The following is a 21,692-nucleotide window of genomic DNA, read 5'->3' on the forward strand; positions in this document are numbered from 1 at the left end:
GCGGGATAATCGACCGCATCATACACAGACGCACACGGGAAACCCTCATGGAATTTAGCACACAGACCACTGCTTCCCTGCACCAGGTCAAAACCGCCGCCCTCGCCGTCGGCGTGTACGCGGACGGCGTGTTGAGCCCCGCCGCCGATCTCATCGACCGCGCCTCCAACGGCGCCGTCCGTTCGGTGGTCAAAAGCGAATTCCGCGGCCGCGCCGGCTCCACGCTGACGCTGCGCAATCTGCCGGGCGTGTCCGCGCAGCGCGTGGTCCTGGTCGGCCTAGGCAAGCAGGACGAATATTCGGCCCGCACCCATGCATCGGCCGAGCAGGCGTTCGCCGCGGCCTGCGTCGCCGCGCAGCTCGCCGAAGGCGTTTCCACCCTGGTTGCCAACCCGATCGCCGATGTCGCCGTCGTGTCGCGCGCCCGCAGCGCCGCCATCGCGGCCGGCAGCGCCACCTACCATTACGACGCCAGCTTCGGCAAGCCCGACCGCGATGCCCGCCCCAAGCTCAAGAAGATCGTGCAGGTCGTTGAACGCGCCGACGCGGCCCAGGCCCAGAAGGGCCTGCGCGAAGGCAGCGCCATCGCCAACGGCATGGAACTGACCCGCACGCTGGGCAATCTGCCGGGCAACATCTGCACGCCCACCTACCTGGGCGACACCGCCAAGCGCCTGGCGCGCGAGTTCAAGTCGCTCAAGGTCGAAGTCCTGGACCGCAAGCAGGTCGAGGCGCTGGGGATGGGCTCGTTCCTGTCCGTCGCCCGCGGCTCCGAGGAAGCGCTGCGTTTCATCGTCCTGCGCCATGCCGGCGCCAAGACGGCCAAGAAAGGCGCCAAGGCGGCGCAGGGCCCGATCGTGCTGGTCGGCAAGGGCATCACCTTCGATGCCGGCGGCATCTCGCTCAAGCCCGCCGCGACCATGGACGAAATGAAGTACGACATGTGCGGCGCCGCCAGCGTCCTGGGCTCGTTCCGCGCCCTGGCCGAACTCGAGCTGCCGCTGGACGTGGTCGGCCTGATCCCGGCTTGCGAGAACCTGCCCAGCGGCAAGGCCAACAAGCCGGGCGACGTCGTCACCAGCATGGCCGGCCTGACCATCGAAATCCTGAACACCGACGCCGAAGGCCGCCTGGTCCTGTGCGACGCGCTGACCTACGCCGAACGCTTCAAGCCGTCTGCCGTCATCGACATCGCCACGCTGACCGGCGCTTGCGTCGTGGCCCTGGGCAACGTCAACAGCGGCCTGTTCTCCAAGGACGACGGCCTGGCCGAGGCGCTTGCGTCCGCCGGCCGCCAGTCGCTGGACACCGCGTGGCGCATGCCCATGGACGACGCCTACCAGGAACAGCTCAAGTCCAACTTCGCCGACCTGGCCAACATCGGCGGTCCTCCGGCCGGCGCGGTCACGGCGGCATGCTTCCTGTCGCGCTTCGCCAAGGCCTATCCCTGGGCGCACCTGGACATCGCCGGCACCGCGTGGCGCGGCGGCAAGGACAAGGGCGCCACCGGACGTCCCGTGCCCCTGCTGATGCAGTACCTGCTGGACCAGGCTTGAAGCGCCTGCACCGGAAGCCCGCATGACGCGCATCGACTTCGCCTTCGGCGCGCCCGACCGCTTGCGCATGGCCTGCCAGGTCGTGCGCAAGCGTTTCCTGGCCGGACAGCGGCTGGTGGTGTACTGTAAGGACGGTACCCGCCTGGCCGCGTTCGACCGCATGCTCTGGGCATTCGACGACACGGCCTTCGTGCCGCATGTGTTGGCCAACGATCCCCTGGCGTCGGAAACCCCGGTGGTGCTGACCGCCGGCGATCCCCGCCAGGCCGCCGAGGCGGCAGGCCAGGACGACCAGCCGCAGCCCTGGCTGCTGAACCTGGACGACGACTGCCCGCCGGGATTCGATGCCTTCGAGCGGCTGCTTGAAATCGTCTCCGACGATCCCGACGACAAGCAGGCTGCCCGCCAGCGCTGGCGGACCTACCAGACGGCCGGACATGCGCCGCAAAGCCACGACCTGAGCCGCAAGCCCGCAGGCGGCTGATCGACCTATCCGTCCCCGGCGCGCGCGCCAGCCCGCCGCGCCATCCAGACATTCGGGAGTTTCCATGCCCTCTCGCTCTTCCGACCCCGGCATCCCCACCCTGACCCACCGGGCCGAGCCCTCGCTTTATGAACCCGCCGGCGACGACGCGGACGCGCCCCTGCTGACGGAACTGGCCGACGACGCGGATTCGGCGTCCGACGACCCGTTCCCACTGCTGACCGACGTGGCGGACGAGGCCGGCCCGGCGCAATCCGCGCCCGCCCCTGAGCTGGCCGCCTCGCTGCCCGACCCGACCGTGCTGGCGGCGCGGCTGCAAGCCGAGGTCGAACAGCTCATGCGGGTGGCCCTGGCCGATGCCATCGAACAGATCCAGGCCCGCATGGACGCGGAGTTGCCAGCCATCGTCTCCCGGGTGCTTAATGGCGTCAGACCGGGATAGCGCTTCCGGGCTGGCGGCCTACAGCTTCCAAAAACTGGATTCTTCAGGGAACTGTAAGGTATCCTTCGCATCTAAGCCTTCTAGGCAATCACCATATTTGCCGTACACAGGAGTTCTCCATGAACGAATATCGTCCGTCCCCTTTTAACCGTTCCGGCTCGATGGCCGGCGCGCCGGGCGAGGTCGCTCGCAACCAGGTCCTGCGCAATACCTACTGGCTTCTGGCCCTGTCGCTGATTCCCACGGTGCTGGGCGCGGCCGTCGGCCTCTATACCGGCATCAACCGCGTCATGGGCGCCAGCCCGGGCCTGTCGGCCATCGTTTTCCTGGTGGGCGCCTTCGGCCTGATGTTCGCCATCGAAAAGAACAAGAACAGCTCGCTGGGCGTGGTCCTGCTGCTGGCCTTCACGTTCTTCATGGGCGTCATGCTGTCGCGCCTGCTCGGCTTCGTCATGGGCATGAGCAACGGCTCGCAGCTCGTCATGACGGCGTTCGGCGGCACCGCGATCGTCTTCGGCACGATGGCCACCCTGGCCACGACCATCAAGCGCGACCTGTCGGGATTGCAGAAATTCCTGTTCATCGGCGCAGTCGTGATTCTGGTGGCGGCCCTGGCCAACATCTTCCTGCAACTGCCCGCGCTGATGCTGACGATTTCGGTCCTGGCCATCGTCATCTTCTCAGCGTTCATGCTGGTCGACCTGCAGCGCGTGGTCAACGGCGGCGAAACGAACTACGTCTCCGCCACCCTGGCCATCTACCTGGACGTCTACAACGTCTTCTCGAACCTGCTGATGCTGCTGGGCATCTTCGGCGGCAATCGCGAGTAACACCCGATCGCCAGACGGGTACCCAAGGGCCTACATTCGCATGTAGGCCCTTTTTCTTTGCCTGACGGAGCTCCGCCCATGCCAGACCGCCGCCGCTTCCTCCAGACCGCCGCCGGCGCCGCCCTGTTCGGATCCGCGTGGCCGGCGCTGACGCTCGCCGCGCCCCCGATGCTGACCCGAGCGATTCCCACGTCGGGCGCGACGCTGCCGGTGATCGGCCTTGGCACCGCGGACACCTTCAACGTGCCGCCCGGCGACGCGGCGGCCATGGCGCCGCTGGCCCAGGTGCTGGATACGCTGCTGCAGGCCGGCGGCACCCTGATCGACACCGCCCCCAGTTACGGCGACGCCGAGGCCGTCACCGGAACCCTGCTGGCGCGCGACGCCGCGCTACGCCCCCGGGTCTTCCTGGCCACCAAGATCAGCACGCGCGGCCATGATTCGGCGATGCGCCAGATACGCGAATCGCAAAAGGCGCTGCGCAGCGACAAGCTGGACCTGATCCAGGTGCACAACCTGATCGACACCCGCAACCAGCTCGCCCTGCTGCGGGACCTCAAGCAGCAAGGCCTGACGCGCTACATCGGGATCACGCACTACACCGACCATGCCCACGACGAACTGACCGAGCTGGTCGAGCGGGAAAAGCCCGACTTCCTGCAGATCAACCTGTCGGTGGGCGCCCGCAGCGCGGAAAAGCGCCTGCTCCCGGCGTGTCAGGCCAACGGCGTGGCGGTGCTGATCAACCGGCCGTTCCAGGACGGGGCGCTGTTCCGCCAGGTCAAAGGCGTGGAACTGCCTACGCTTGCCGCGGAAATCGACTGCACCTCCTGGGCGCAGCTCTTCCTGAAATTCATCATCGGCCATCCGGCCGTCACCGCCGTCATACCCGCGACGTCCAAGCCCGCCAACATGGCGGACAACGCCCGGGCGGGCTTCGGCCGCCAGCCCGACGCGGCCATGCGCGAACGCATCGCCGCGCTGCTCGCCTGACGCCATGGCGGCCGTCCTGGCATCCTGGCGCACCCGGGCGGCGCGGGCCCTGGGCATAGGAGAAGACGAACTGGCCCCCGCCGCGTGCGGCTTCGCCTTTTTCTTCTTCCTGTTCTGCGGCTATTTCATGCTGCGCCCGATCCGCGAGACCATGGGCATCCAGGCCGGCGTGAACCAGCTGCAATGGCTGTTCACCGCCACCTTCGTCGCCACGCTGGCCGTGGTGCCGCTGTTCGGCTGGATTTCCGCCCGCGTCCCGCGCGCCACCCTCGTGACCTGGGTCTACGCCCTGTTCGCCCTGACCATGGCCGGGTTCGCCCTGCTGCTACACCTGCGGCCGGGCAGCATCTGGGCCGCGCGCACGTTCTACGTCTGGCTGTCGGTATTCAACCTGTTCGTTGTCTCCATCGCCTGGAGCCTGATGGCCGACGTGTTCCGCATGGATTCGGCCAAGCGGCTGTTCGCGCTGATCGCCGCGGGCGCCAGCGCCGGCGGGCTCTGCGGTCCGCTGCTGGGCGCGCTGCTCGCGGGCGCCTTGGGCCCCGCGGGCCTGCTGCTCCTGTCCGCGCTCTTGCTGACGGCCACGCTGCCGCTCAAGCAATGGCTGCTGCGCTGGCGGGCGGCCACGCGCACGGATGTCGCCACCGAAGACATGCAGCGGCCGATCGAGGGCACGATCCTCGCCGGCATCACGCGCATATTCCAGTCGCGCTATCTGCTGGGCATCTCGCTGCTGGTGGTGCTGCTGGCCACGCTCAACACCTTTCTGTATATGGAGCAGGCGCGGCTGGTCGCCGATGCGTTTCCGGATACGGCCCAGCGCATCCGCGTCTTCAGCGCGCTGGACTTCACCGTGCAGACGCTGGCGCTGCTGTCGCAGATTTTCATTACGGGCCGCGTGGCCGCCCGCCTGGGCCTGCGCTTCCTGCTGACCGCGGTGCCGCTTGCGGTGGCGCTGGCGTTCCTGGCGCTGGCCGCCTTCCCCGTCTTCGCGGTGCTGGCGGGCGCCATGATCCTGCGCCGGGCCGGCGAATACGCCCTGATCAGGCCAGGGCGGGAAATGCTGTTCACCGCGGTATCGCCCGAAGACAAATACAAGACCAAGAACGTCATCGACACCGTGGTCTACCGGGGCGGCGACGCGGCCAGCGGCTGGGTCAAGGCGGGGCTCGACATGCTGGGCTACGGGGCGTCGCTGATCGCGCTGCTGGGCGCCTTCGTGGCCCTGGCTGCTGCCGCCGTCGGGTTCGCCCTGGGCAGGCAGGCGGACCAGCGCAACTCGGAAAATCGTTAGATTTTCTTAAATATCCATCTTATAAAAACAAACGGATTCCGCGCAGGGCCGCCGCACAATGGCGCTGCCCTCAACGCCTCGGGAATCGTCATGAAACGCTCCGCCTGCCTTGCCGCCCTGCTGCTTTGCCTAGCCGCGCCCCACGCGCATGCCGACTACCCCGAACGCGCGATCACGCTGATCGTGCCGGCCGCGGCGGGCGGCAACGCGGACATCACCGCCCGACTCGTCGGCCAGGAAATGAGCCGGCTGCTGGGCCAGCCCGTGGTCATCGAGAACCGCGTCGGCGCCGGCGGCCGCATCGGGACCCAGGCCGTGGTGCGCGCCCCGGCGGACGGCTACACCATCGGCTACGCGCACGTGGGCACGCTGGTGCTGCACCGTTTCCTGTTCAAGCAGCAGCTCTATGACCTGGACCGCGACGTGGCGCCGATCGGCCTGGTGGCCGAAACGCCCAACGTCATCGTGGTGAACGCCGCTTCGCCGTATCGCGACCTGAAGGGCTTCATCGAAGCCAGCCGCGCCCAGCCCGACCGCCTGACCATGACCTCGGCGGACCCGGGCACCACCAGCGAAGTCGGCGTCAAGCTGTTCATCGCCCAGACTGGCGCCGCGGTCCGCCAGATTCCCTACAAGGCGACGGCCGCGCAGCTCTCCGACCTGCTGGGCGGCCACGTCGACTCAATGATGGAAAACCTGCCGCCCCTGATCGGCAACCTGAAGGACGGGCGGCTGCGCGCGCTCGCCGTCACGACCCGGAACCGCGCGGCGTCCAACCCGGACGTGCCGACGGTGGCCGAGCAGGGCTATCCGAATTACGAGCAGTCCGCCTGGAGCGCCCTGGTCGCGCCGGCGGGCACCCCCAAGGCCGCCATCGCCCGGCTGAATTCCGCGATGAACCAGGCGCTGCGTTCGCACAGCGTCAGCCGCGAACTGCGCAGCCGCTCCCAGGAACCGCTGGGCGGAACGCCGCAGGACGTAGAGACCCAGATTCGCAAGGAGCTGCCCAAATGGGAGAGCATCATCAAGGCCGCCACGCTGGATTGAGTCCGGCGCCGGCACACATGGGAGCCACCGCATGGTCCGCGTAAGCCGCGAAGACTTTACCGTGGCCGCCGCCACCAACGCGTCGGCCTACCGCCGCGTCACCATCCCCGTGCTGCGGGTGGAGGCGGGTCCGGGACCCGCCGTTGCCCTGATCGCCGGCGTGCATGGGGATGAATGGGAAGGCCAGGCGGCGATCCTGGACCTTTGGCATGCGCTGCCGGATATCCTGCAGCGCGGCACGGTCTATCTGCTGCCTGCCGTCAATGCGGAGGCGTCGCTGGCCGGCACGCGGCTGTCGCCCTCCGACGGCGGCAACCTGAACCGCGCGTTCCTCGGCGCCCCCGCGCGCGGCTACACGGAAAGCGTGGCCGCCGCGCTGGAAGCCCGACTGCTGCCCCGCGTGCAGGCCATGGTGGACGTGCACAGCGGCGGCGCCTCGCTGCGCTACCTTCCGTCTTCGGTAATCACGCGCTACGGCGACGACGCCTACGACGCCCGCCTCCCGGCGCTGGCGCGCGCTTTCGGCTTGCCCCACTGCATGTTCTTCCGCGGCGGCGAAGTTGGCTCCATGCCGGCCGCGGCCAGCCGGCATGGCATCCTGCGCCTGAGCGCGGAGATCGGCGGCGGCAGGGAAACCAGCCAGTCGCTGGCGGACCGCTGCCGCGAAGGCCTGCTGGGCTGCCTGGCCGAACTGGGGCTGCTGCCGGCGCGCACCCCGCCACGCGACGCGGAAGTGCGGCTCTACGACCTGGACGCGCCCGCCGCCACGCTGCGCGCGCGAGAGCCCGGCGTGTTCATCCCCAGCGTCGAACTCGGGCAGGCGGTCTGCGCGCTTGCGCCCGTCGGCCGCCTGATTGAACCCGCACGCCCGGACAGCCCCATGCGCGCCCTGCTCAGCCCTCAGGCGGGCACCGTGGTGTGCCTGCGGCCCATCGCCCGCAGCGACGACGGCGACTGCCTGCTGCAGGTCGCGCCGGCCCTTCCCCTGGACTCCCTTGCTTCAAGATACTGATCCATGCAGATGAACCCCCGATTGTCCAACCTGCGCTGCATCCGCTGCGCAAGCCTCTGGCCTGCCGGCGACTACCCCGAAGGCTGCCCGGACTGCCTCGCGGCGGGCCATCCCGCCACGCTGGAATGCCTGTATTCCCCCGCCGGGCACGACCTCGCCATTCCCTTGCCCGTGCTCGCGCCCGTCACCCTGGGCGAAGGCGGCACCCCCAGCCTGGACGCGCCGGACCTGGCGCGCGCCGAAGGCGTCGGGCAACTGTGGATCAAGTGCGAAAGCGCCAATCCCACCGGCAGCCACAAGGACCGCATGGCGGCCCAACTGGTGTCGCGGGCGCGCCTGGCCGGCGCCGAACGCGTGGCCGCGGCCTCCAGCGGCAATGCCGGCGTGTCGCTGGCCGCCTACTGCGCCGCCGCCGGCCTGCAGGCCGACATCGCCATCACCCGCAACTGCCCGCCCCTGCAACGCGAAGCCATGGAGCGCTTCGGCGCGCGCCTGCGCGCCTTCGAGGACAGCCTGGGCCGCTGGCCGTACGTCCAGGACCTGTGCCGCAACCACGGCGCGTTCGCCGGCACCAACTACCTGAACCCGCCGGTGGGCACGCACCCCTACGGCGTCGAGGGCTACAAGCCCATCGCGCAAGAGATCCTGGACGATTGCGGCCTGCCCACCGACATCATCGTGCCGACGGCGCGCGGCGACCTGCTCTGGGGCATCTACCTGGGCTGGCAGCATCTGCACCAGACGGGCCGCATCGCGCGCCTGCCCCGGCTGCACGCGGTGGAGCCCTATGCCCGCCTGTCCCGCGCACTGGCCACGGGCGATGCGCGCGGCCAGTGGGAAAGCGCGACGGAACAGTACTCCATCGCTGGCGGCACGTGCACGCTGCAGGCGCTGGAGGCGCTCGCGCGCTCGGGCGGCGTGCCGGTGGAAACCCCGGACGCCGAAGCGGGCAAGGCGCGGCAGCGGCTGGAGCGCATGGGGCTGGGCGCGGAACTGTCTTCCGCCGCGGGGCTCGCGGCCGTATCCCGGCTCCGGCTGGCGGGCATGCTGGACGCCGAATCTTCCGTGGTGCTGATCCTCACGTCCGACGGGCGCCGCGGCTAAGCGACGACGAGCCTCGCGGGACCTACACGCCGAAGCGCTCGACCAGCGGCGCCAGCGCCCCGCGCAGGCACGTCGCCCAGAACTTGCCGGCTTCGGACAACGGCCGGGTGCCATGCAGGATCATGTGGCATTCGAAATGCACGGGCGCCGCCAGCGGGCGGTAGCACAGCCCCGCCGCCTCCATGCCCAGCGCCGTCGCGGGGTTGGCGATGCCGACACCGTGCCCGGCCAGCGCCAGCTGGCAGACGGTGCTGGAGTACGGCGTTTCTATCGCCACCCTGAGGCTAAGGCCCGCCTGGCGCAGCAAGGCATCCAGGCGCTTGCGCGAGCCGTCCTCGGCGTTCAGGGCAATCACATCCGCATCCGCCAGATGCGCGAAATCCACTGACTCCAGGCGCGCCAGCGCATGCCCGGCCGGAAACACGGCCACCGCGCGCAGGCTGGCCAGCCGGTGCCCGCGCAGGCCTTCCAGTTCGGATTCGTCGGCGACCGCCGCCAGGTCCAGCTCGCCCGACACGACCATGTCGCGAAGGGTATTGGAATCGCGGATCTGCAGATAAAGCGGCGTGTCGGGATAGCGCGCGCGAAAGCGCGAGATGGCATCGCTGACGATGGCGCCGCTGTAGGCATGGATGCAGCCGATGCGCAGCCGCGGCTGGTCCGCGCCGCGGATCGCGCGGATCTTGCGGCCCAGGCTTTCCAGGCCGACATTCAGCCGGCGGATTTCCTCGTACAGCAGCGTGGCCTCGGGCGTGCGCTGCATGCGCTGGCGCACCCGTTCGAACAGTCGCAGCTCGATGCTGGCCTCCAGCGCGGCCAGCGTGGCGCTGACGGTGGCGGGCGACACATCCAGCCGCCGGGCGGCGGCCGTCACGCTTTCCGTTTCGTAGACAGTGCGGAAGGTCTCGACCTGCTTGAGCGTAAAGGTCATGGGCCGCCTGTCGGGAATTCAGATGCGCTGCAGGTCCAGCAGCACACGCCGCGTCGACAGCGGGCGGCCTGCCAGGTTCTCGGCCAGACGCGCGCGCAGATCGGTGCGCAGCGCGGGCTCGATCACGGGATCGTCGAAATCGGGAGGCGCCTCGTCCACCCCATAGCCCGTCTCGCGCAGCAAGGTCCATTCGAAGCGGCGCAGTGCGCCGGCCGCGCGGGTGCCGCCGGACAATTGCTGCAGGGCCATGTCGTAGGCGTCGAACAGCAGCGGATGCGCGTCTTCGCGCGGAAGCAGCCGCAGCAGCAGTTCGTTCATGTACCACGCCGACATCAGGGCCGAACCAGCAAGCGGGCGGATGCCGGCGATCTCGGCGCGCGTCAGCGTCTTGACTTCGCCGTTGCCTGTCCAGGACAGCAGCAGCGGCTGGAAGGCGGACAGCACGGGACGCAGGACGGAATACGGGCGCTTGGCGCCCTTGGCGACCATGGCCACGCAGCCATGATCGCGCGAGAAGGTCTGAACAATCAGGGAAGTTTCACGCCACGCCGTGGCGTGCAGCATGAATCCCGGGCGATCCTGGACGCGAGGCGCCCTTCTACTCATATCCCAGGTCGCGCAGCGCACCCTCGCGGTCGGACCAGCCCTTGCGCACCTTGATGTAGACCTCCAGGTGCACCGGCTTGTCCAGCAGCTTGGCAATGTCCTGCCGCGCCTCCGTGGCGATACGCTTCATGTGCATGCCGCCCGTGCCCAGGAGGATGGGCTTGTGGCTGTCGCGCTCGACCACCACGCAGGCGTTGATGCTGGCGCCCTTGGCAGTCTCTTCCCACTGTTCGATGACGACGGTGCAACCGTAGGGCAGTTCGTCGCCAACCAGGCGGAAGATCTTCTCGCGCACGAGTTCGGCGGCGATGAAGCGCATGGGGCGGTCGGTCAGCGTGTCCTCTTCGAACATCGGCTCGCCTTCCGGCAGGCGCGACGCGATTTCTTCCAGCAACTGGTCCAGCTGCTGGTTCTTCGTGGCGCTGACCGGCACCACGGCGCCGAACGGATGCAACGCCATGATCTTGGAAACGAAAGCGAACAGGTCGTCGCGGTTCTTCAGCGCATCGATCTTGGAGACGACCAGGATCGTGCGTTCCGGATTGGGCAGCAACGGCAGCAGCTTGGCGTCCCCTTCGGACCACTTGCCGGCTTCAACCACGTGCACCACCACGTCGACGTCGGCCAGGGCCTGCGTGACGACGCGGTTCATCATGCGATTCATCGCGCCGCCGTGGCGGGTCTGGAAGCCGGGCGTGTCGACGAATACGAACTGTTCGTGCTCGCGCGTCAGCACGCCGTGGATACGGTGGCGAGTGGTCTGCGCCTTGCGCGACACAATGGAGATCTTGGAACCGATCAGGGCGTTCGTCAGCGTGGACTTGCCCACATTGGGACGGCCGACGATGGCAACGAAGCCGGTACGAAAAGGGGTATCGCTCATTTAGTCTCTTGAGCCACTGCCACGGGCAGCGACAATTGCGCGGTTTTGCGCGCCTTGCCCGACTTGCGGGCAGCCTTGGTTGCCGGGCTGACGGCCAGCGCGGCCTCCAGCGCCAGCTTGGCCGCCGACTGTTCGGCGGCGCGGCGGCTGGCGCCGGGCGCCATCACCTTGATATCGAGCGCCGGAATGGCGCATTCGACTTCGAACTGCTGGCTGTGGGCCGCGCCGTGCGTGGCCACCACCGTATACAGCGGCAGGGCCAGCTTGCGGCCCTGCAGGAATTCCTGCAGCAAGGTCTTGGCGTCCTTGCCCAGGGTCTTGGGATCCACCGAGGCCAGCACCGGCTGGTACTGGCGCACGATCACGCGACGGGCGGCATCGAAGCCGGCATCCAGGAAGACCGCGCCGAAGATTGCTTCGACGGTGTCGGCCAGGATGGACGGGCGGCGAAAGCCCCCGCTCTTGAGTTCGCCTTCGCCCAGCCGCAGATACTGCGACAGTTCCAGGCGCTGGGCGATATCCGCCAATGACGCCTGCTTGACCAGATTGGCCCGCAGGCGCGACAGATCGCCTTCGTCGATTTTTGAATAGCGTTCGAACAGCATCGCCGCCACGACGAAGTTCAGCACGGAATCCCCAAGGAATTCCAGCCGCTCGTTATGGCGCGCACCATGGCTGCGATGCGTCAGGGCCTGTTCAAGCAAGGCCGGATCACCGAAGTGGTGGTCCAGGCGGTTTTCTAGCGTGGCTAGCGACATAATCAGTTGAATCGGCCGATACGGCTGAGATCGCTGAAGTTCATCCAGATGAAGAAGGCGCGGCCGACGATATTGGATTCAGGTACGAAGCCCCAGTACCGGCTGTCCGCGCTGTTATCCCGATTATCGCCCATGGCGAAAAAATTCCCTTCGGGTACTTTGCAGCGTACCCCATTGCGGCTGTATTGGCAGTTTTGGCGGTTGGGAAATTGCCACATCGGGGAATATTCCTGCGGCTTGCCCTCATCCAGCAGGATCTTGTGCTCAACGTCGCCCAACTTCTCTTTATATTGGGCAATATAGGAAACCCGATCCGGCTCGAAATAGTCGCCGTCGCGCACATGCGGCACCAATTCGCCGTTCACGTACAGTTTTTTGTCCAGGTAGGCGATTTCGTCGCCGGGCAGGCCCACCACGCGCTTGATGTAGTCGACGTCCGGATCCACCGGATAGCGGAAGACGAAGACATCGCCGCGCTGCGGCGAGCCCACGGGGATGATCTTCTTGTCGATCACCGGCAGGCGCAGGCCATAGCTGAACTTGTTCACCAGGATCAGGTCGCCCGACTGCAGCGTGGGCAGCATCGACCCCGACGGAATACGGAACGGCTCCACCACGAACGAACGCAGCATGAACACGAACAGGATGACGGGGAAGAAGCTGACCGCGTATTCGATCCACCACGGCACGCGCCGCGCGGCGTCGCCGGCTTCGCGGCGCAGGCGTTCGGCCTCCTGGGCATCGCCGACCAAAGCGGCGTCGTACTGCGCCATCACGGCCTGCGCGCGGCGCTCGCGCCCCTTGCGCAGCACCGCCAGATCAAGCACCCAGATAATGCCGGTCACGACCAGCAGAACAAACAAGATCAGGGCAAAGTTCCAACTCATCAGCTAACCGCCTTCTTTTTGGTTCTATTTGTCTTCCACTTGCAGGATGGCCAGGAACGCCTCCTGCGGGATTTCCACGCTGCCCACCTGCTTCATGCGCTTCTTGCCAGCCTTCTGCTTTTCCAGCAGCTTCTTCTTGCGCGAGATGTCGCCGCCGTAGCACTTGGCCAGCACGTTCTTGCGCAGCGCCTTCACGTTTTCACGCGCGATGATCTCGGCGCCGATGGCCGCCTGGATCACGACGTCGAACATCTGGCGCGGGATCAGGCCGCGCATGCGGGTGACGACGTCGCGGGCGCGGTGGCGCGCATTGCTGCGGTGGACAATGACGGCCAGCGCATCGACGCGGTCGTTGTTGATCAGCAGGTCCACGCGCACCACGTCCGCCGAGCGGTATTCCAGGAATTCGTAGTCCATCGAGGCATAGCCGCGCGACACCGACTTCAGCTTGTCGAAGAAGTCCAGCACGATCTCGGCGAGCGGGATTTCGTACACGAGGTGGACCTGGCGGCCGTGGTAGCTCATGTTGACCTGCACGCCGCGCTTGTTGTTGCACAGCGTCATGACCGGACCCACGTAGTCCTGCGGCATGAACAGCGTGACCTTCACGATGGGCTCGCGGATATCCTGGATCTTGCCGATCTCGGGCATGCGCGAGGGGCTTTCCACGGTGATCACGGAACCATCGCGCTGCTCGACCTCGTACACCACCGACGGCGCGGTGGTGATGATGTCCATGTCGAATTCGCGCTCGAGGCGCTCCTGCACGATTTCCATGTGCAAGAGGCCCAGGAAGCCGCAGCGGAAGCCAAAGCCCAGCGCCTGCGAGACTTCGGGCTCGAACATCAGCGCCGCGTCGTTGAGCTTGAGCTTTTCGAGCGAGTCGCGCAGTTGATCGTATTCGGAACTTTCCACCGGATACAGGCCGGCGAACACCTGCGGCTTGACTTCCTTGAAGCCGGGCAGCGGACTGGCCGCGGGCTTGTTGGCGAGCGTGACCGTGTCGCCGACCTTGGCGTCTTCCAGCTGCTTGATGCCGGCGATGATGAAGCCCACCTCGCCCGCCGACAGGTGCGGGCGCTGCTGCGACTTCGGCGTGAACACGCCGGTCTGCTCGCACAGGTGGGTGGCGCCGGACGCCATCAGCAGGATCTTGTCCTTGGGCTTGAGCACGCCGTTGATGATGCGCACCAGCATGACCACGCCCACGTAGTTGTCGAACCACGAGTCGATGATCAGCGCCTGCAGCGGCGCCTCGGGATCGCCCTTGGGGGCCGGGACCTTGGCGACAATGGTCTCCAGGATCTCGTCGATGCCCATGCCGGTCTTGGCGCTGGCCAGCACGGCGTCCGTGGCGTCGATGCCGATCACGTCCTCGACTTCCTGGCGCGCGCCTTCCGGATCGGCTTGCGGCAGATCCATCTTGTTCAGCACCGGCACGACTTCCACGCCCAGTTCGATGGCGGTGTAGCAGTTGGCCACCGTCTGCGCTTCCACGCCCTGCGACGCGTCCACCACCAGCAGCGCGCCTTCGCACGCGGACAGGGAACGGCTGACCTCATACGAGAAGTCCACGTGCCCCGGGGTGTCGATCAGGTTCAGGTTGTAGATCTTGCCGTCCTGCGCCTTGTAATGCAGGGCAGCCGTCTGGGCCTTGATGGTGATGCCGCGCTCGCGCTCGATTTCCATGGAATCGAGGACCTGCGCAGACATTTCGCGATCCGCCAGCCCGCCGCAGCGCTGGATCAGGCGATCGGCCAGGGTCGACTTGCCGTGATCGATGTGGGCAATGATGGAGAAGTTGCGGATATGCTGCATGCTTGAATTTATAAGGGACGGAACGGTCGGCACACTGCCGGATGACACCGCCGCCGGAGTACACACGGCCGGCGTGTAGGGCGCTGACGGGCTGGGCCCGGACAAAAACGAGGGGGCGCCTGGCGCCCCCTCTTGTGGCAACCAGCCATTTTAGCTGGTCTTGGGCCATTTTATTTGCCCGAAGGCTCCGATCACTTCGACGCCGGCACCGCCACCCACTGCGTCTGGTCTCCGCGGCGCACCAGCAGGCCGGCCGAACGGGTCTTGTCGAGCTTGCCGACGAGTTCTCCGAACTGCTTGGCGCCGGTGACGTCGGTGTCGTTCAGAGCCAACACAATGTCGCCTTCCTGCAGGCCCGCCTTCCCGGCCGCGCCCTCGGCGACCTTCACCTGCACGCCGCCCTTGATGCGCAGCTTCTTCTGGACGTCGGCGGGCACATCCACCACGCTCAGGCCCAGCGCATTGGTGACCTCGGGCACGGGCGCCGCCTTCTTGCCGGCCGCGGCCGTCTTCTCGGCGGGGATCTCGCCCACCTTGACCGACAGTGTCATGCTCTTGCCCTTGCGCCAGACTTCCATGTCGGCGCGGGTGCCCGGCTTGGTCTCGCCCACGATGCGGGGAAGGTCGGACCAGCGCTTGATCGGCTCATTGTTGAACTTGAGGATCACGTCGCCCGGCTGCACGCCCGCCTGCTCGGCCGGACCTTCGGCTTCCACGCTGCTGACCAGCGCACCCTCGGCCTTGGGCAGGCCGATGGCTTCGGCCACGTCCTTGCCGACTTCGCCGATCTGCACGCCGACGCGGCCGCGGGTGACCTTGCCTGTGGTGCGCAGCTGATCCACCACGCGCATCGCCTCGTCGATCGGAATGGCCAGCGAGATGCCCATGAAGCCGCCGCTGCGCGAAATGATCTGCGAATTGATGCCCACGGCCTCGCCGTCCAGGTTGATCAGCGGACCGCCCGAATTGCCGGGATTGACCGCGACGTCGGTCTGGATGAACGGCAGGTATTCGCCGGTGTCCCGGCCGATGGCGCTGACGATGCCCGACGTCACCGTCGAATCCAGGCCGAACGGCGAACCGATGGCCAGCACCCACTGCCCTTTCTTCAGCTTCTTGGGGTCGCCGATGACCAGCGGGGTCATGTCCTTGGCTTCGATCTTGATGAGCGCCACGTCCGTGCGTTCGTCGGTGCCGATGACCTTGGCCTTGAACTCGCGCCCGTCGGTCAGGGTGACATAGATGTCCGTCGCATCCACCACCACGTGGTTGTTGGTCAGGATGTAGCCGTCGGAGGAAATGAAGAATCCTGAACCGACGCCGCGCGGCACCGTGCGCTCTTCCGGCTGGGAAGGCTGCGGGCGCTGGCGCGGATTGGGCGACGGCTGGCCGCCGCCCGGGGGCTGGAACTCCGGCCCGAAGAACCAGCGGAACAGTTCGTAGGGGTCGCTGCCGCCAGGACCGGTGCCGCCGCCCCGCACCGGCACCGTGGCCGTGGTGCGGATGTTGACGACCGCGGGATCGGCCTTTTCAACGATGGCCGTAAAGTCGGGCAGGCCGACCGCCGCGGGCGGCGTCTGCGCGGCAGATACCGGAACGTAGGCGGCGGACAGCATCACACCCGCCGCGACAGCCGCGACAAAGCGCCGGAAAGTAGCGTTCGAGACCGTCATTGCTTTCATAAGTGGTGACTCCGAAATTACTGCTTGCGGACGGGCAGGATCACTTGGATCCTGCCTCCGCCGGTGCGGCTGCCGCGGGTGCGGGAGGCACGTACTCAGTGGCTTGCGCAAGCTGCTCCAGCGTGGCCGCGGGGACTTCGCCCACCGCCGTCAGCCAGAAATCCGCGATGCGCGCGCCGTAGACATTGATCGCGCCCCGCTGGGCCGCGCCATGCGGCGGAGGATGGCCGCGCTGGTTGTCGTAGGGTTCGATGAACACGGAAATCGCGGCAAGGCCGTCGGACAGCACCATCTGGCTCACGGGCGAGCCGCGCCCCATGGAGCGCGCCACCTGCATGATCGCCTTGAATCCCTTGGGCGCCGGAATGCGCCACCCCTGCGCCGCAAGGTCCACGGGCTTCATGCTAGGCTCGAGCACCTTCCAGTCGCGCGTGTTCCAGCGCGAGGACAGCGATTGCGGATCCACTTCCGACCCCAGCCGCAGCGAGGTGAAGGACACCTGCTCGACCACGCCCCGCGAGGCATTCAGGGTCTGGGCCTTCAGCAGGAGGTTGGTCTCGACGTCCGCGCACAGGCGGTACCCGTAGCGCAGTTTATCCAGCGGTTCGATGGTGATCAGGCGGCATTCGCGGCCGGCCACGCGATGCAGGGCTGGCTCGGTGCGGATCTTGTAGTGCTCGGACAGATTGGCCGGATCGCCCAGCAGCAGGCCCGGAAAACGGTCGCCGCGGCGGCGTTCGACCAGGACGGTCTTGCGCTCGGGAATCAGGCACTGCACGTCGTCGTTGTGGCGCAGGTATTCGCGGGGCTGGCCGTCGAGGATCTCGAGGCGTTCGCGCTCGCCCGTGCCGTCCAGCACGTGCACGAGGCGCGACGACTGGATCATCTCGCCTTGCTGGTACATGAAGACGCCGGCGTAGTCCTGCTTGCGCGCCGCCTGCTGGATGCGGGAAAGCAGTTGCACGACATCGTCTGTCTGGCCTGCCGGCGTGGCGCCCGCGGCCGCGGCGGGTTCATGCGCGGCCAGGAAAGCAGCCAGGAGCGTTGCAGCGAACCAGCCGGCACGGTGCGCCTGCCATGAGGCAGCGCGTCCCAGCACCGGCCAGCGAGACGGAAGCACAAGCGCCATCAACGTCCCGCTCCGGCTTCGAACGACACCTGCCGCACCGCGCTGGGACCCGCCATCTGGCGATGGGCCTCCAGGTAGTCGCGCAAGCCCGAATCGTCGGAGGCCGCAGCCGGGGAGCTGGCGTCGGCCAGCACGCGTACTTCAGTGGCGGGCACACCCGTTACATACGGCTGCGCCACCCAGGCGACCGTCGCGACTGCCGCCGCCACGGCCAGGCCGGACAGACCCATGCGCAAAGGCGAGCGGCGCCGGGGCGCCGCTACGATGGGCAATTCCGCGTCCAGCGCCCGTGCCAGCCGGGCCTGGAAGGCCGCGCTGGGCGTCAGCGCCAGGTCGGAATTACGCAGGGAATCACCGATCAGATGATAGGTGTCCCAGGTCTGACGTCCCTCTTTGGACAACAGACTGGGAAGAATATCGTCGGAATCCTCTCCGTCCATCCAGGCGGAGACCGATTCCTCCCAGGAGGACTCGGCGATCTCAACGGATTTGGCTGCTGTTTGCATGACTGCCACTCCTTACCAGCGACGCTCGACATCGGTGTCGAGCAATGGACGCAACTTGGTGGCAATGGCTTCGCGCGCACGAAAAATGCGGGAGCGCACCGTACCAATCGGGCAATCCATGCTCTGGGCGATGTCTTCGTAACTCATACCTTCGATTTCACGCAGGACAATTGCGGTGCGCAATTCTTCAGGCAATTCCTCAATGGCCGCGTTCACCGTCTCGGCGATTTCGCGGCTGGCAACCATGGATTCCGGCGTGCTTATATCGGTTAGGTTGTCGGTTTCGTTAAAAGTTTCACCATCTTCCGTTTCTATCGCATTTGGCGCGCTGGGGCGCCGCCCCTGGGAGGCGAGCCAATTCCGGGCCGTATTGATGGCAATGCGGTATAGCCAGGTGTAGAAGGCGCTTTCCCCCCGGAACTGGGGCAAGGCACGGTAGGCCTTGATGAAGGCTTCCTGGGCGACGTCCTCGATCTCGGCGGGATCGCGGATCATCCGGGCGAGCAGGCGCAGGATCTTGCGCTGGTACTTGAGCACCAGTAGATCGAACGCCTTTTTGTCGCCCCGCTGGACGCGCGCGACGAGCTCGGCGTCGACTTCACGCTCGCTCATGAGGCCTCCTGCGGACGGAGCGCCGGACGCGCGCGCCGCGCCGCATCCGCGAGCAGGCGCAGGCGCCGCCAGGATTCGGGTCGCAGCGTCTGCCGCCAGACGGTGAGAGTGATTTTGCTAGTGGTAAAGGCCGTACTCCCGGTGGGCAAGGGCTGCAAAGTGAGCGTCAGCCAGGCAGGGCCCCGCTGCTGGTCCACCAGCAGCGCATCTTGCCAGCCTTGCGGCCGGCGCACCTGCCAGCGGCCAGTCCCGGTTGCGGTGCGTAGCGCCGTTACCGGGGACGGGGTGCTCCGTGCCGAGTGTAACAGGCCGGCCAGCACGAACAGAAGCGCAAGCAACGCCGCCGCCATCCAGGCCTGCCCATGCCAGGAGGCCGCTGTCATCGCGCTGGCGCTGGCCGCGGCCAGCGCCAGCCCGAAGAGCGCGGACGCGCTTCCGGGCTGGGAGACAGGTACGCGAAACGACCAACGCTCCCCGACCGAGCCTTCCAAATCAGACCCGGCGAACGGCCATCGAGCCGTTGGTGCCGCCAAAGCCGAACGAGTTGGACAGGCCGACTTCGATCTTCATCTGCCGCGCCTCGTTGGCGCAGTAATCCAGATCGCATTCCGGATCTTGATTGAAGATGTTGATCGTCGGAGGCGAAACCTGGTTGTACACGGCCAGGGTCGTGAACACGGCTTCGATGCCGCCCGCGGCGCCCAGCAAGTGGCCGGTCATCGACTTGGTCGAATTGACCACCAGCTTCTTGGCGTGATCGCCAAACGCCAGCTTCAGCGCATCGGTTTCGTTCTTGTCGCCCAGGGGCGTCGACGTGCCGTGCGCATTGACGTACTGGATGTCTTCGGGGTTCAGGCCGCCGTTACGCAGGGCGTTCATGACGCCGCGGCGCGGGCCGTCCTTGTCCGGAGCCGTGATGTGGTGAGCGTCCGAGCTCATGCCGTAGCCGGCGAGTTCGCCGTAGATGCGCGCGCCGCGCTTCTTGGCATGCTCGTATTCTTCCAGCACCAGCACGCCCGCGCCTTCGCCCAGGACGAAGCCGTCGCGGTCGCGATCCCAGGGACGCGACGCCGTCTGAGGATCATCGTTGCGGGTCGACAAGGCGCGCATCGCGGCAAAGCCGCCAATGCCCAGCGGCGAAACGGTCGATTCGGCGCCACCGGCGACCATCACGTCGGCATCGCCGTATTCGATCAGGCGCGCCGCATCGCCGATGCAATGCAGGCCCGTGGTGCAAGCCGACACCACGGCGTAGCTGGGGCCCTTCATGCCGTAGGTGATCGACAGATGGCCGGAAATCAGGTTGATCAGCGAACCCGGGACGAAGAACGGCGAAATGCGCCGAGGTCCCTTGGCCAGGTATTCAACCTGGGTTTCTTCGATGCGCGGCAGGCCGCCGATGCCGGAGCCCACGATCACGCCGATGCGCTCGGCATTGGCTTCGGTGACTTCCAGGCCGCAATCGCGCCATGCCTGCATCCCGGCAGCCAGGCCGTAATGGATGAACGTATCCATCTGGCGGGCTTCCTTGGCCGAAACGTAGGTGCTGATGTCGAAGTCTTTGACTTCGCCGGCAATGTGGGTGGTGATGGCCGAGGGATCGAAACGGGTGATACGGCTGATGCCAGAACGTCCGTTGACGATATTGTCCCAAGCGGTGGTCAGATCATTTCCTACGGGGGAAACGATACCCAGGCCGGTGATGACGACACGTCGCTTCACGGATGACTCCTCAAACAGACAAAAGAAAGGCGGTTTTCGGGATGCACTGCGCGTGTGGACCACACGAAAGCGAGTGAGGCATTACGACGCCCCATCCCGCAGGTGGACCACACGGCAAATTCCTGAAACCGCCCCGATTCCCGGTTGGCCGAGGTCAGGCTCGGGCAACCAGAACGATATAGGCTGAGCTTACTGCTTACCGTGCGAATTGATGTAGTCAATCGCTTGTTGCACGGTCGTGATCTTTTCGGCCTCTTCGTCGGGGATCTCGGTCTCGAATTCGTCTTCGAGGGCCATGACCAGTTCGACCATGTCGAGCGAATCGGCACCGAGGTCGTCAAGGAAGGAGGATTCGTTCTTGATCTCGGCTTCGTTGACGCCAAGTTGTTCAGCGACGATCTTCTTGACGCGCTGTTCGATGCTTTCCATGCAGATCTCCAATTGGGAAAAATCCCGCGAATTATAGCCAAGCGCGGAGCGATGCAACGCCTGACCGTGACAAAAATAACACCGCGCACCAGTTCTGTCGCCGAGAGGGGCGCAGGATGTCCGTGTGCGGCGTTTCCGGTGAATCGCGCGCTGCGCCGCCGGCTGGCCGGCGACAACGTGACGGCGCAAGCCGTCACGCGCGATTCGTGATTTATTGCATATACATCCCGCCGTTGACGTGCAGGGTGGTGCCGGTAATGTAACCCGCCTGCGGCCCGGACAAAAATGCCACGGCGTGGGCGATGTCCGAGGGCGAACCCAGACGGCCAAGCGGAATCTGCTGCAGCAACGCGGCGGTCTGGTTTTCACCCAGCGCGCGCGTCATGTCCGTGTCGATGAAACCCGGCGCAACGCAGTTGACGGTGATGTTGCGGCTGCCCAGCTCGCGCGCCAGCGCGCGCGACATGCCCGCCACGCCCGCCTTGGCGGCGGCGTAGTTGGCTTGCCCGGCGTTGCCGCTGGAGCCCACGACGGAAGTCACGTTGATGATCCGTCCCCAACGCGCCTTCATCATGCTGCGCAAAACGGCGCGCGACAGACGGAAGACCGACGCCAGATTGGTGTCGATCACGGCCGACCAATCGTCGTCCTTCATGCGCATCGCCAGCGTATCACGGGTGATGCCCGCGTTATTGACGAGGATGTGCGGGCCGCCGCCTTCCTTGCCCAGCGCGTCGATCAGCGCATCGCAGGCTTCGGCGTTGGTGACGTCGAGCACCACGCCACGGCCGCCAAACGGGGCCAGCGCTTCGGTGATGCCGGCCGCGCCGGATTCGGAGGTGGCGGTGCCGACCACCGTGGCGCCGCGGGCGGCCAGTTCCTGGGCAATGGCGCGGCCAATGCCGCGCGTGGCGCCGGTCACGAGCGCGATCTTGCCCTGCAGTTCGATCGAGGTGTTATCCATGTG

Annotated in this window: 22 protein-coding genes; 9 read left to right on the plus strand and 13 right to left on the minus strand. The window is 66.6% G+C overall.

The annotated features are described in order from the left end of the window. Positions 1-47 precede the first annotated feature (47 nt). The 9 genes from ABE485_RS14110 (at position 48) to ABE485_RS14150 (ending at position 8,762) form a co-directional block, all read left to right on the plus strand. On the plus strand, positions 48-1,556 hold the full coding sequence (locus tag ABE485_RS14110) for a leucyl aminopeptidase (protein ID WP_346515907.1): 1,509 nt from the start codon (positions 48-50) through the stop codon (positions 1,554-1,556). A gap of 22 nt (positions 1,557-1,578) precedes the next feature. Continuing rightward, complete coding sequence (locus tag ABE485_RS14115; protein ID WP_346515908.1) at positions 1,579-2,040, plus strand: DNA polymerase III subunit chi; 462 nt, start codon at positions 1,579-1,581, stop codon at positions 2,038-2,040. Positions 2,041-2,104: 64 nt separating this feature from the next. Continuing rightward, positions 2,105-2,482 carry a hypothetical protein gene (locus tag ABE485_RS14120; RefSeq protein WP_346515909.1) on the plus strand — a complete coding sequence of 126 codons (378 nt, stop codon included), beginning with the start codon at positions 2,105-2,107 and terminating at the stop codon, positions 2,480-2,482. Positions 2,483-2,601: 119 nt separating this feature from the next. Further along, a complete protein-coding gene (locus tag ABE485_RS14125; protein WP_346515910.1) occupies positions 2,602-3,312 on the plus strand; it encodes a Bax inhibitor-1/YccA family protein in 711 nt (236 codons plus the stop codon). 78 nt (positions 3,313-3,390) lie between these two features. Next, positions 3,391-4,305: an aldo/keto reductase gene (locus ABE485_RS14130; protein ID WP_346515911.1), complete on the plus strand. Its 915-nt coding sequence runs from the start codon at positions 3,391-3,393 to the stop codon at positions 4,303-4,305. Between the two features lie 4 nt (positions 4,306-4,309). After that, on the plus strand, positions 4,310-5,599 hold the full coding sequence (locus ABE485_RS14135) for an NTP/NDP exchange transporter (protein ID WP_346515912.1): 1,290 nt from the start codon (positions 4,310-4,312) through the stop codon (positions 5,597-5,599). 90 nt (positions 5,600-5,689) lie between these two features. Beyond that, complete coding sequence (locus ABE485_RS14140; RefSeq protein ID WP_346515913.1) at positions 5,690-6,646, plus strand: Bug family tripartite tricarboxylate transporter substrate binding protein; 957 nt, start codon at positions 5,690-5,692, stop codon at positions 6,644-6,646. 31 nt (positions 6,647-6,677) lie between these two features. Then, positions 6,678-7,658 carry a succinylglutamate desuccinylase/aspartoacylase domain-containing protein gene (locus tag ABE485_RS14145; RefSeq protein WP_346515914.1) on the plus strand — a complete coding sequence of 327 codons (981 nt, stop codon included), beginning with the start codon at positions 6,678-6,680 and terminating at the stop codon, positions 7,656-7,658. A gap of 3 nt (positions 7,659-7,661) precedes the next feature. Next, positions 7,662-8,762 carry a pyridoxal-phosphate dependent enzyme gene (locus ABE485_RS14150; protein ID WP_346515915.1) on the plus strand — a complete coding sequence of 367 codons (1,101 nt, stop codon included), beginning with the start codon at positions 7,662-7,664 and terminating at the stop codon, positions 8,760-8,762. A gap of 22 nt (positions 8,763-8,784) precedes the next feature. On the opposite strand, the gene ABE485_RS14155 is transcribed toward ABE485_RS14150, so the two are convergent. From ABE485_RS14155 to fabG, 13 genes are all read right to left on the minus strand, one after another. Next, a complete protein-coding gene (locus tag ABE485_RS14155) occupies positions 8,785-9,693 on the minus strand; it encodes a LysR family transcriptional regulator (RefSeq protein WP_346515916.1) in 909 nt (302 codons plus the stop codon). An 18-nt stretch (positions 9,694-9,711) separates the two neighbouring features. Next, complete coding sequence (recO, locus tag ABE485_RS14160; RefSeq protein WP_346515917.1) at positions 9,712-10,299, minus strand: DNA repair protein RecO; 588 nt, start codon at positions 10,297-10,299, stop codon at positions 9,712-9,714. Continuing rightward, positions 10,292-11,182 carry a GTPase Era gene (era, locus tag ABE485_RS14165; protein WP_346515918.1) on the minus strand — a complete coding sequence of 297 codons (891 nt, stop codon included), beginning with the start codon at positions 11,180-11,182 and terminating at the stop codon, positions 10,292-10,294. Before era ends, recO begins: the two co-directional genes overlap by 8 nt. Further along, positions 11,179-11,940 carry a ribonuclease III gene (rnc, locus tag ABE485_RS14170; protein ID WP_043518115.1) on the minus strand — a complete coding sequence of 254 codons (762 nt, stop codon included), beginning with the start codon at positions 11,938-11,940 and terminating at the stop codon, positions 11,179-11,181. The genes era and rnc overlap by 4 nt, the downstream gene beginning before the upstream one ends. 2 nt (positions 11,941-11,942) lie before the next feature. Continuing rightward, the gene (gene lepB / locus ABE485_RS14175; RefSeq protein ID WP_346515919.1) at positions 11,943-12,827 is read right to left on the minus strand and encodes a signal peptidase I; all 885 of its coding nucleotides are present in this window, start codon (positions 12,825-12,827) and stop codon (positions 11,943-11,945) included. A 24-nt stretch (positions 12,828-12,851) separates the two neighbouring features. Then, on the minus strand, positions 12,852-14,645 hold the full coding sequence (gene lepA / locus ABE485_RS14180; protein WP_346515920.1) for a translation elongation factor 4: 1,794 nt from the start codon (positions 14,643-14,645) through the stop codon (positions 12,852-12,854). A gap of 191 nt (positions 14,646-14,836) precedes the next feature. Next, positions 14,837-16,327, minus strand: a complete 1,491-nt coding sequence (locus ABE485_RS14185) for a DegQ family serine endoprotease (protein WP_346515921.1) — start codon at positions 16,325-16,327, stop codon at positions 14,837-14,839. A gap of 40 nt (positions 16,328-16,367) precedes the next feature. Beyond that, positions 16,368-17,456 carry a MucB/RseB C-terminal domain-containing protein gene (locus ABE485_RS14190; protein WP_346515922.1) on the minus strand — a complete coding sequence of 363 codons (1,089 nt, stop codon included), beginning with the start codon at positions 17,454-17,456 and terminating at the stop codon, positions 16,368-16,370. Continuing rightward, positions 17,456-17,962 carry a sigma-E factor negative regulatory protein gene (locus ABE485_RS14195; RefSeq protein ID WP_346515923.1) on the minus strand — a complete coding sequence of 169 codons (507 nt, stop codon included), beginning with the start codon at positions 17,960-17,962 and terminating at the stop codon, positions 17,456-17,458. The genes ABE485_RS14190 and ABE485_RS14195 overlap by 1 nt, the downstream gene beginning before the upstream one ends. Positions 17,963-17,974: 12 nt before the next feature. Continuing rightward, complete coding sequence (rpoE, locus tag ABE485_RS14200; protein ID WP_008161984.1) at positions 17,975-18,574, minus strand: RNA polymerase sigma factor RpoE; 600 nt, start codon at positions 18,572-18,574, stop codon at positions 17,975-17,977. A gap of 492 nt (positions 18,575-19,066) precedes the next feature. Next, a complete protein-coding gene (gene fabF, locus ABE485_RS14205; RefSeq protein WP_346515924.1) occupies positions 19,067-20,296 on the minus strand; it encodes a beta-ketoacyl-ACP synthase II in 1,230 nt (409 codons plus the stop codon). A 189-nt stretch (positions 20,297-20,485) separates the two neighbouring features. Continuing rightward, complete coding sequence (gene acpP, locus ABE485_RS14210) at positions 20,486-20,725, minus strand: acyl carrier protein (protein WP_003813816.1); 240 nt, start codon at positions 20,723-20,725, stop codon at positions 20,486-20,488. 211 nt (positions 20,726-20,936) lie between these two features. After that, positions 20,937-21,689, minus strand: coding sequence for a 3-oxoacyl-ACP reductase FabG (gene fabG / locus ABE485_RS14215; protein WP_346515925.1), 753 nt, complete (start codon positions 21,687-21,689; stop codon positions 20,937-20,939). Positions 21,690-21,692: the final 3 nt, after the last annotated feature.

This window comes from Achromobacter spanius (assembly GCF_039673305.1).
Taxonomy (GTDB): domain Bacteria; phylum Pseudomonadota; class Gammaproteobacteria; order Burkholderiales; family Burkholderiaceae_B; genus Achromobacter; species Achromobacter spanius_F.

Excerpts from the sequence above, each read along its gene's own strand:
- ABE485_RS14145 (WP_346515914.1), top strand. The coding sequence starts at position 6,678 with ATGGTCCGCGTAAGCCGCGAAGACTTTACCGTGGCCGCCGCCACCAAC.
- lepB (WP_346515919.1), bottom strand. The coding sequence starts at position 12,827 with ATGAGTTGGAACTTTGCCCTGATCTTGTTTGTTCTGCTGGTCGTGACC.
- fabG (WP_346515925.1), bottom strand. The coding sequence starts at position 21,689 with ATGGATAACACCTCGATCGAACTGCAGGGCAAGATCGCGCTCGTGACC.
- ABE485_RS14155 (WP_346515916.1), bottom strand. The coding sequence starts at position 9,693 with ATGACCTTTACGCTCAAGCAGGTCGAGACCTTCCGCACTGTCTACGAA.
- ABE485_RS14150 (WP_346515915.1), top strand. The coding sequence starts at position 7,662 with ATGCAGATGAACCCCCGATTGTCCAACCTGCGCTGCATCCGCTGCGCA.
- rpoE (WP_008161984.1), bottom strand. The coding sequence starts at position 18,574 with ATGAGCGAGCGTGAAGTCGACGCCGAGCTCGTCGCGCGCGTCCAGCGG.
- lepA (WP_346515920.1), bottom strand. The coding sequence starts at position 14,645 with ATGCAGCATATCCGCAACTTCTCCATCATTGCCCACATCGATCACGGC.
- ABE485_RS14120 (WP_346515909.1), top strand. The coding sequence starts at position 2,105 with ATGCCCTCTCGCTCTTCCGACCCCGGCATCCCCACCCTGACCCACCGG.
- ABE485_RS14185 (WP_346515921.1), bottom strand. The coding sequence starts at position 16,327 with ATGAAAGCAATGACGGTCTCGAACGCTACTTTCCGGCGCTTTGTCGCG.
- ABE485_RS14130 (WP_346515911.1), top strand. The coding sequence starts at position 3,391 with ATGCCAGACCGCCGCCGCTTCCTCCAGACCGCCGCCGGCGCCGCCCTG.
- acpP (WP_003813816.1), bottom strand. The coding sequence starts at position 20,725 with ATGGAAAGCATCGAACAGCGCGTCAAGAAGATCGTCGCTGAACAACTT.
- ABE485_RS14125 (WP_346515910.1), top strand. The coding sequence starts at position 2,602 with ATGAACGAATATCGTCCGTCCCCTTTTAACCGTTCCGGCTCGATGGCC.
- ABE485_RS14195 (WP_346515923.1), bottom strand. The coding sequence starts at position 17,962 with ATGCAAACAGCAGCCAAATCCGTTGAGATCGCCGAGTCCTCCTGGGAG.
- ABE485_RS14140 (WP_346515913.1), top strand. The coding sequence starts at position 5,690 with ATGAAACGCTCCGCCTGCCTTGCCGCCCTGCTGCTTTGCCTAGCCGCG.
- era (WP_346515918.1), bottom strand. The coding sequence starts at position 11,182 with ATGAGCGATACCCCTTTTCGTACCGGCTTCGTTGCCATCGTCGGCCGT.
- ABE485_RS14115 (WP_346515908.1), top strand. The coding sequence starts at position 1,579 with ATGACGCGCATCGACTTCGCCTTCGGCGCGCCCGACCGCTTGCGCATG.
- recO (WP_346515917.1), bottom strand. The coding sequence starts at position 10,299 with ATGAGTAGAAGGGCGCCTCGCGTCCAGGATCGCCCGGGATTCATGCTG.
- rnc (WP_043518115.1), bottom strand. The coding sequence starts at position 11,940 with ATGTCGCTAGCCACGCTAGAAAACCGCCTGGACCACCACTTCGGTGAT.
- ABE485_RS14190 (WP_346515922.1), bottom strand. The coding sequence starts at position 17,456 with ATGGCGCTTGTGCTTCCGTCTCGCTGGCCGGTGCTGGGACGCGCTGCC.
- ABE485_RS14110 (WP_346515907.1), top strand. The coding sequence starts at position 48 with ATGGAATTTAGCACACAGACCACTGCTTCCCTGCACCAGGTCAAAACC.
- ABE485_RS14135 (WP_346515912.1), top strand. The coding sequence starts at position 4,310 with ATGGCGGCCGTCCTGGCATCCTGGCGCACCCGGGCGGCGCGGGCCCTG.